Raw genomic sequence first — 9,774 nt, forward strand, 5'->3', positions numbered from 1 at the left:
CAATACAGACCATAGGTCACTTCTATATATTATTTTTGCAAAACAATTTGATCAAACAAGAAAACCGACCAATTTCATGTCATCCAATCAAAACATTGAGAAAAACCTGTTCATCATACTCTACCTGAATTCCATTTACCCGCTTAGCGCGAGTCTGAAGGCCTTCTTGATCCAGAAGATAAAGAGCTGTTCTTTTGCCAAAAATGAGATCATCAGCAAAGAAGGGGAAATCTGTAACAAGCTGTATGTCATCAAACAGGGTATGGTAAGAGGCTATTTTATCAGTGAATCCACAGACATAACGACTTGGATCGATGCTGAAAATGAGATCTTCACCTCCATAACCGGTTTTTTCAGAAAAGAAAAGAGCCGTGAATACATCCAGAGCCTTGAGGACACGTACTGCGATTACCTGGAATATGACGATTACAAATACTGTTTGGACAATTTCCCCGAAATGCGGCAGATCAATAGGATCATGATGGAAGAATACTATATTCTTGCCGAGCACAGGGTCTATTTGGCCAGGATACCCAATGCACAAAAACGACTCACCTTTTTCATGGAGAACAGTAAACCTCATATTGTCAATAGGATTCCCAGAAAATATTTGGCCTCATACTTAGCAATGAGACCTGAGACACTCTCCAGATTGATGAAAGAAAAATTCTGACACACATCCCCACTTCCAACACTTCGGTCAATTCTTACAATTCCATACTTTTTAACCAATAATCAACAAGCTCTCACTTTACCCCAAAACTCCTGCAAAACCTACGCTTTCCAAACTTCCCCATCATTACACCCACACATTATTGTAAGAAAATGATGTGAAATTGATATTTATCAATTTCGCGAACGATTCCATAAAATAAGAATATCCACTCGCCGTTTCTTAGCTTTAGAATAAGAAAAATTGTACAGTTTTAGATGGTATGCCTGTGAGAAAACAGTAGGACCATCACAACAAAAGAAATGAATCCAAAAGTTTTCACTTCATGACTTAAAGTTACCCTAAAGTACCCCCGAAAAATCCATTCAAGTATGTATTGGCGTCCTGGACACCTCAAATAAGGAACAAGGGACAACAAAGTGAACCGCCTCTATTTTGCTGGCCTGACCCTCCTTTGTCCAATCCTAAACTACTTGAAACCCAAACATCGAATTGACTTTTTAATCATTGTAAAACCAAAATCAACAAATCAATGAAAAATCCATTTTACAGGAAAACCTTTACCATCTTCCTCCTCCTATGCACCATCATGGTCAGCGGAACCATTGCACAAACCAATGACTTGGTGGTCATGATCGACTCCAAGTATTCCCAAAAACAGCAGGTACTGGACAATTTGCCCCTGGGCACTGCCGTGTTCGAGATTGGCACCCAAGGGAACCCGTGGCAACAAATCCGGGAATACATGGAACAAAACCGTTCCACGATGGCCATCCACCTTTTTGCCAATGCCAGCTACAATGCACTCCAATTGGGGAACACCGCCTATACCTTGGATGAAGTGGAACAAGAGCTGGAGCTTCCCATGCTGGAGGGACTCTACCAAGGAAACAACATTCAGCTTTTGATCTACGATTGCAACCTGGGTTCCAATCCAGAAGGGCTTTTGCTGCTCAAACAAATCAGCGATAGGGCATACTTCAATATTGCGGTGCCAATCCATTGTAATTCAATTTTTGGAGGTGACCTGGTATTTGACTATACCACAATGAACCAAACCACAAGCAATTCAATTTTCATTAGATAGCACAACCATGAAACAGATCTCAATAAACTTATTTTCATTTGTATTGTTGTTCCTATTATGTGGGACAGCAATGGCCCAAACGGTGGACATGACCGTAAAGCAGGGGCCCAATGTAGATGTCATGGTAACCGTGGGTGCGGCCAACCTGGACCTTTCCACCTTTGAACAAGACCTGGAACAGGCCATGCACCTCAAAGGGATTCCTTTGGGCAAACTACGGGTAGAAGCTTTCCAAAGAAGTTCCATATCATCGGACCAAGCCGATGCGAGCGACATTTTCAACAGTTGGAACGTCATGGACTTCAATGGGGCCGAACCACCCAATTCACACAACTACCTTAGTGGAACCGGGTCTGGCACATATACGGGACCTTACTTTTCATTTGATTCGGGCACCAACCGGATTCTGGCTGATCCCGTGGCAAGGAATACGGGAAACTCCGGAGTTGCCATGTATGATCCTACGGGAGATGTGGCCGATGGAACCATCTCCGCTACTTTTGGTCTTTCGGGAAATCCATATCAGCATGCCGAGGTGGGATTCATCTTTAGAAAAATAGACAACAATAATTTCTATGCATACCTCATAGACAACCACACCGCTTGTGGCAACCTGACAGGATACGGCGCAGAAGGCACGCCCGCGGAGGCCATTTTGATGCGTAAAAATGGGGTGACTTCCATTTTGGCGGTGAACGCCACCGGCGGCACAACAGGAAAACCAGCTAGCTGGAACACCAATAGAGGTGATATGTTCGGGCCTTTTTTCAATGGTCAGAGCATTGACTTTAAAATTGAAATGAGTGGCGACAACATCAAAGTGTCGCGTAGGGGCGGTAGTGGAAATGCTGGAACCGATTGGGTACAGGCCTTCGACATCACCGATACCAACTTTTCTTCCGGAAGCTATGGTTTCTATGTGCATGAGCAACAAAATGCCTATTTCAAGGATATCGAGATAGAAAAATTGGAGCTCAGAGCCTTCAAGGATGTGCTACGTGAGCCACAATGGAGGAACAGTGCCCTTAGGTTCAACGTAAACCTTGATGATGCCGAGGTGGCCGATTTTGATGTGGACACCGATCTTTCCGAAATATTGATGCGTACCATCAATGAGGACATCCATTATATTGGATGGGGAACCAATGCCAACCAGACCCAGTTCGATCGTTTTATAACCCAGAACAACAGCCAGGGAACCTTTGTCAACAGGAGCAATGGCAGCTGGTCATCGTGGATCGATCAAATGGCCCAATACATCTATGAGCAATATCAATTCGGCACCGTCACCGCAGGTGAATTTTTCATAGCGGGCACTTCTGTGGAAATTGACGTAGATCCAGCCCAGTTGAAAAACAATACCGCCAATGCCAGCTACCCAAGCGGGCGATGGAGGATAACACACGATGAAACCCATTTCGCCAACAATACCGGTAAAGTTTCCTGGAACGGTCTTTATTTGGAAGACGTGCCCGAGTTTTACGAAAAAACCGGGAAATATACCTTCACCTTTGAAGACTTGCCCACTGCGCCCACAACGCTGTACTTTCACCGTAAGCCCGTGGCCAGTTTTACCTATAGCGGGGACACAGGCTTCATAAACGACACTTCCTACGATTTGGACGGAGGTGCCAACAATGGGATAGCCCAGGCCGAATGGCAATGGAAATCTGTGGATGCAGCCTCAACCAATGATTGGATTGCGGGCCAATTTGACAAGAATGCAGTTCCCGAAGGTCAATACTTGGTCATGCTGAGGGTACAGGACCATCAAGGCACTTGGAGCAAACCGTCCAGTATCTATGTGGAGAAAACATCAGGTTCAGGGGGAACCGAGGATTTGCCCATTGCGCAGTTCAACATCCTTCCCGACATGCTCAACACCTATACCGGGAACATGACCATTGCCGTTGAGGACAACTCTGTGGACCCTTACGGAAGGACCTTGTCCACACAGGAATGGATCGTGACCCAACGCACCTATGATTCCGAAGGGAACCCGACCAATACGCAAATTTACAGTGGTGGGACCCCTATGACCGATTTCTCGGCCTACAATAACAAATCAGCCGATTACATTATCAGTCTAAGGACGCAGACCGATTCAGGCGTATGGTCACTTCCATTTTACCGTACATTGACCATTGTTGACGACAATATTGCCCCGACAGCAACGGCCAACCCATCCAACGGAAACCTGGATACGACCGATGACATTCTTCTCGTGTTCCAAGATGAAAATGGGGGCAGTGGCTTCGACGTACAACGCTTTGCCAAAGTACAAAGTGCCACACCACCCGCAACAGGCAATGCAGCCTGGACCTCTTGGAGCAACAGTCAGTCCAAGACGACCTCATTCGCTTCTGGTGGATCGGGCTGGTACATCCATGCCGAGGTAAAGGACAATGCCGGAAATGTTGGAACAACAAGCTTTGGACCTTACACTGTTACCTTGGTGGTCAGTGCAGATGATGACCTTGCCATCTTGGACGAGGATACCACATCCAACCCCATAGATGTACTGTTCAACGACGTATATGACACTGCATTTACCCCAACGGTCACCATAACCGTGCAGGGAACAAAAGGGAATGCCGTAGTGAACGGAAGCAACCAAGTGATCTATACACCTAATGCAAATGCAAATGGAACGGATACCGTCACATACGAACTGGATGACCAAGGGCAAAAAGTAACGGCCAATATCACCCTGTCCATTCTACCAAAGGATGACTTGCCCGTTGCCAATGCAGATTCGTTCAATCTGGATGAAAATGGAATCCTCAATGAGGACGTCTCCACCAACGATGTAGAGATTGATGGCGATGACCTGATCTTTTATCTTATCGATGGGCCTTCCCACGCCGCTTCCTTCACCTTCAATCCAGATGGGACCTTTACCTATGAGCATGACGGAAGCGAAACCACATCCGATAGTTTTACCTACAATTTTGAAGATGCCGTATCCTTTTCGGAAACAGTAACTGTCACATTGATCATTAGCAATGTGAACGATATCCCAGAAGGTGGAAACATTTCAATAGATGTGATACAGGACTTGCCATATGCCTTTTCTGAGGGAGATTTTACCTTCAGCGATGTGGATTCTGGTGACAGTTTCAATGGCATACAGATCATTTCCCTTCCCGCCAAAGGCACATTCACCTACAATGGAAACCCAGTTTCCCTAAATGACATGATCGATGACATTGCACTTCTGGTCTATACCACTGAAGAAGGTGAATATGGTGAAAACTATGCCTCCTTTTCGTTCAAAGTGAAGGATAGCTCCGATGCATTGAGCAATGACACTTATTCCGCAACCATCACAGCCGCACAGGATACCGATGGTGATGGGATACCCGATGATGAGGACGAAGATGACGACAACGACGGAACTCCTGATGATGAGGACGACTTCCCGAAAGACCCCTCCGAGGATACCGATACCGATGGTGACGGAATTGGTGACAATGCCGATGACGATGACGACAACGATGGTACCCCGGACGATGAGGACGACTTCCCGAAAGACCCTTCCGAAGATACCGATACCGATGGTGACGGAATTGGTGACAATGCCGATGACGATGACGACAACGACGGAACTCCCGACGATGAGGACGACTTCCCGAAAGACCCTTCCGAAGATACCGATACCGATGGTGACGGAATTGGCGACAATGCCGATGACGATGACGACAACGATGGAACTCCCGACGATGAGGACGACTTCCCGAAAGACCCCTCCGAGGATACCGATACCGATGGTGACGGAATTGGCGATAATGCCGATGACGATGACGACAACGACGGCACCCCGGATGATGAGGACGACTTTCCGAAAGACCCCTCCGAGGATACCGATACCGACGGTGATGGAATTGGTGACAATGCCGATGACGATGACGACAACGATGGCACTCCCGACGATGAGGACGACTTCCCGAAAGACCCTTCAGAAGACTCTGACATTGATGGTGATGGAATTGGGGACAATGCCGATGATGATGACAATAATGATGGCGTGACCGATACAGACACCGATGGCGATGGTCTTGGGGATGAAGTTGACAATGACGATGACAACGACGGAATTCCCGATGATGAGGATGACTTCCCTACTGATGCCAATGAAGATACCGACACCGATGGTGACGGGACAGGGGACAATGCCGATACAGACGATGATGGCGACGGATATTCGGACGAGATCGAAGAGGCAGAAGGGACCGATCCAAAGGATCCAAACAGCACCCCATTGGACACCGATGGTGATGGTGTGCCCGATAGCATGGACGACGATGATGACAATGATGGTGTTTTGGACGGTGATGATTCCTTCCCGACCAGCGATGAACCCAAACTCGTTCCGGCACAGGCCTTTACACCCAACGGGGACGGGAACAACGATGCATGGATCATCCCGGGCATAGACAATTATCCCAACAATAAGGTTTCCGTTTACAACCGATGGGGGCATGAGGTCTTTGCCACAAGGTCGTACAAGAACGACTGGGAAGGCTTCTACAAGAGTAGGAACGAAAAACTTCCCGCCGGCTCCTATCTCTATATCATCGATTTGGGAGATGGCAATGCCCCGTTGCAAGGCTGGATTTTCATCAACTACTAAAAACGACAAAAAACAGAATCAAAGACATGAATATCATACATAAAATACAGATTTTTATAGTTGCCATGGTACTCTGTTCCACAGTCAGTGGCCAGCAGGACCCCAACTACACCTTTTATAGGTACAACATGAACATCTACAACCCTGCTTTTGCCGGTAGTTCCGAAGCCGCAGAATTTTCTCTCGGGGTAAGGAGCCAATGGGCAGGCATTGAAGGCGCCCCAGAAAGCCAAAGTGCCATTTTTGGAATGCCCGTGGGCAGAAATGTGGGGCTGGGCGTATCCATACTCAACGACCGGACGTTCATTGAGCAACAGACATGGATGGCCATTGACATCTCCTATCATATCCAATTGGACGGGGAGCATCAACTTTACTTTGGCCTCAAGGGAAGTGCCAACTCCTATGATGCCAATACCAATGGGCTCGTTACCTATGGTGTGGGGCAGGATGGCTCGTTGATGGACTATGAAAGCAGGTTCACCCCCAATGTAGGTGCCGGGGTATACCTAAAGCACGATAGGTACTTTGCATCGTTATCGGCGCCCAAGTTGTTGACGCCCGATCGTCTTCAGCAACGCAATGGAAATGCCTATCTCGGAGTTGACCGTATGCATGCGTATCTGAGCGGCGGGTATACTTTTCTATTGGGAAGGACATTGGACCTCAAAACAATGGGTATGCTCCGCTATGTGGATGCCTCACCCATATCCGTGGAGTTGACAGGCCTGTTGGATTTTGGCGAACGTTTTGAGTTCGGTGCCAGTTATCGTCACGAAGAAAGCATCAGCGGATTGTTTCTTTTCAACATCAGCCATGGCTTGAATCTGGGCTACGCCTATGAAACCTCCATCCAAAATTCCATCGATGGGTTGGACAACAATACCCACGAACTCTTCATGAGGTTACGGATGTGACAACTTCCCAAAAATAGCTGCTACAGAGATACCAAACCCTCTATGCAGTAGAATATACCGAAGGGCCACCCAGAATTTTCTAGGTGGCCCTTATTTTTTTACGCCGACATATAGATCATGACAACCGTCAATTGGAGAACCATTCCTATTTTTTACCTTGCATAGCATCAATATTTTGAACCATGAAAGGAAATTTTTCCGCTTTGATAGAATCGGACCAATTGGTACTCATCGATTTCTTTGCAGAATGGTGTGGTCCCTGCAAAATGCTTGCTCCCATCCTCAAAGAGGTGAAGGATGAACTGGGGGATGCGCTAAAAATCGTAAAGATCGATGTGGACAAAAACCAATCCCTTGCCGGCACCTATCAAGTAAGGGGCGTGCCCACCATGATGCTCTTCAAAAAGGGGAAACAACTCTGGAGACAGTCGGGGGTGCTCCAAAAAACAGACCTGTTGCAGGTGGTGAAATCCTATTTGTAATACTCCATTGGTTTAGGTTCAGACATCTATTCAAACAAATGGATGACCAAAAAAGGAACTTTGGAATTGAAGGAAACTTTTTGGACCACGGGTTCACGCGTCAACCGCTCAAAAAAGCCTCGGCCCCGATTGATCATGGCCACCATTTGAATGTCCCCGTTCCCTTCCACCGTTTTTTGGATGGTATGGTAGATGGATGTGTCTTTTTCCACGGCCACAAAATCATAGGGCACCGATTTCAACTGTTTTTTGATGATATTTCTTGATGCCTCCTGCTCGGGGGTCAGTTCCTCCAAATTGCCCACATGGGTTATGCTGATCTTGGAACCATGGAGTTTGGCAATCTGTAAAAGGGGTCTGAGTTCGTAAGATTCAAAAAGATGCTCATATCCTGTAGCCAATAAAATGGTATCGATGCCACCCTCGCTTTTGAAATCTTCGGGAACAGCAATGATGGGGCAAAAATCAATTTCCTTGATGATCTTGTACGTATTGCTCCCCATGAACACTTCCTTAAGGCCGGTTGCACCCTTGGTACCCATGATAATATAGTCCATACCTTTGTTATAGACGGTCTTCCCAATGGCATTGACAAGGTTGTCCGCGATGGATAGGGTCTCAAAAGTGTGTCCAGGGTTGCCATCCATCTCCTTCATCTGTTGCAAAACCTTTTCCAGGTCACGCTCCGATTGCTCCTTCAGCAAATGGAACAAACGGGTATCGTTTGCCTGCCCTATTCTGGTACTCAACCCAGAAGTACCCACTTGAAAGGCATTGAGGAGAAAGAAATCGCAGGGCACATCCTTGAAGAGGGTCAGCGCATATACAATCGCATTCCATGAGTTTTTTGAAAAATCCGTGGGCAGCACTACCCTTTTTCTATCCCTCTTTTTCATCTGTTCAAATTTTGCATCACCAAGAACGGAATCTTCAATTTCAAGCTCAAAAGGTCTACCGTGGACCTATAGAGCATATCCTCAAAAAAAGAATGTCTGGAGTTCACCATGACTAGCATATCGGTCCCTTTCTGCTCCAATTGTTCCATAATGGCCTCTGCCCTATTTTTGATGGGTGCGGTTTCAAAATGCAGATAGGAACGGGAAAGAGTGCCTTCCAAAAAGCGTTTGTTGTCTTCTTGTCGTGGACTGAGTTCATCAAAATCCGTAATATAAAGGCATTGCACCTCCGATTTGAACTTACTCGCCAGATCATCCAAAAGTTTCAGTTCCCTCCGCTTGTAGGGAAGCATATAATCGGTGGGAAAAAGTATGGACTTGGGCTGCCTATATTGAAAACCCTCGGGAACAGCCAGCACAGGGCACTTCACATACTTGAACACTTCAATGGTGTAGCTGCCAAAAGTGGTCTTATGGTCACTGGTTTCCCCTTTGGTCCCCATAATGACCAGGTCTATGTTCATCTCATCCACCACATCGTTTATTCCGTCCACCAAGCTGTCAAAACAAGCGATGGCCTCAAAATTGTGCAAAGGGTTCGGGGGCGTACCCATGATGGGTTCCAGCATTTGGTCCAGTTTCTTCCGTGTTTGCTCCTTTATCACCTTTTTGACTGCATCCACTTCTTCCTGCGGATTGGCACCAAACTCCCCATACACCTGCTCCGCATAGGCGTGCAGGACAAAAAAGCACGCCCGCTCACATTTATAGAGTTCCTGGGCATATTGGAGCGCATGGAGCGCATTCGCTGAAAAATCGGTAGGAATCAATACGGTTTTCATCGCAATCACAGTTTCCTCAAAGATAGACGAGCCACTACGGGCATAAAATGATATTGGTCAATTCAGGATGTAAAAAAATTAACACTTGAACCCCTAAAATGCGGTTTGCGCCCCAGTATTGGTCGTTAAGCCATAACAAGTGGACGTTCAAAGGTTTCCTGTGTTAAAATACCCTTATCGATCTATACGGAACAAGAGGTAAACTTTATCTTTGGCTGACACTATTTTATAAAATAGTGCCACC

The 9,774-nt window shown here is 46.6% G+C and carries 7 protein-coding genes; 5 read left to right on the top strand and 2 right to left on the bottom strand.

Translation table 11 applies throughout. The features are described from left to right. Nucleotides 1–76: 76 nt before the first annotated feature. The 5 genes from DB398_RS07050 (at nt 77) to trxA (ending at nt 7,792) form a co-directional block, all read left to right on the top strand. Nucleotides 77–673 (top strand): Crp/Fnr family transcriptional regulator, encoded by a 597-nt coding sequence (locus tag DB398_RS07050; RefSeq protein WP_159076341.1) that lies wholly within the window; start codon nt 77–79, stop codon nt 671–673. 532 nt (nt 674–1,205) lie between these two features. Next, nucleotides 1,206–1,760 (top strand): DUF4347 domain-containing protein, encoded by a 555-nt coding sequence (locus tag DB398_RS07055; RefSeq protein ID WP_108423690.1) that lies wholly within the window; start codon nt 1,206–1,208, stop codon nt 1,758–1,760. Nucleotides 1,761–1,767: 7 nt separating this feature from the next. Then, nucleotides 1,768–6,393 (top strand): T9SS type B sorting domain-containing protein, encoded by a 4,626-nt coding sequence (locus DB398_RS07060; RefSeq protein WP_159076342.1) that lies wholly within the window; start codon nt 1,768–1,770, stop codon nt 6,391–6,393. A gap of 26 nt (nt 6,394–6,419) precedes the next feature. Further along, nucleotides 6,420–7,310 (top strand): PorP/SprF family type IX secretion system membrane protein, encoded by an 891-nt coding sequence (locus DB398_RS07065; RefSeq protein WP_108423692.1) that lies wholly within the window; start codon nt 6,420–6,422, stop codon nt 7,308–7,310. Between the two features lie 182 nt (nt 7,311–7,492). Further along, complete coding sequence (trxA, locus tag DB398_RS07070) at nt 7,493–7,792, top strand: thioredoxin (RefSeq protein WP_108423693.1); 300 nt, start codon at nt 7,493–7,495, stop codon at nt 7,790–7,792. A 26-nt stretch (nt 7,793–7,818) separates the two neighbouring features. Here trxA and DB398_RS07075 read toward each other — a convergent pair whose 3' ends face one another. Together DB398_RS07075 and DB398_RS07080 are read right to left on the bottom strand one after the other, a co-directional pair. After that, a complete protein-coding gene (locus tag DB398_RS07075; protein WP_108423694.1) occupies nt 7,819–8,688 on the bottom strand; it encodes a universal stress protein in 870 nt (289 codons plus the stop codon). Further along, on the bottom strand, nt 8,685–9,530 hold the full coding sequence (locus DB398_RS07080) for a universal stress protein (protein WP_108423695.1): 846 nt from the start codon (nt 9,528–9,530) through the stop codon (nt 8,685–8,687). The genes DB398_RS07075 and DB398_RS07080 overlap by 4 nt, the downstream gene beginning before the upstream one ends. Between the last annotated feature and the right edge of the window lie 244 nt (nt 9,531–9,774).

Source organism: Flagellimonas amoyensis (assembly GCF_003058265.1).
GTDB lineage: Bacteria > Bacteroidota > Bacteroidia > Flavobacteriales > Flavobacteriaceae > Flagellimonas > Flagellimonas amoyensis.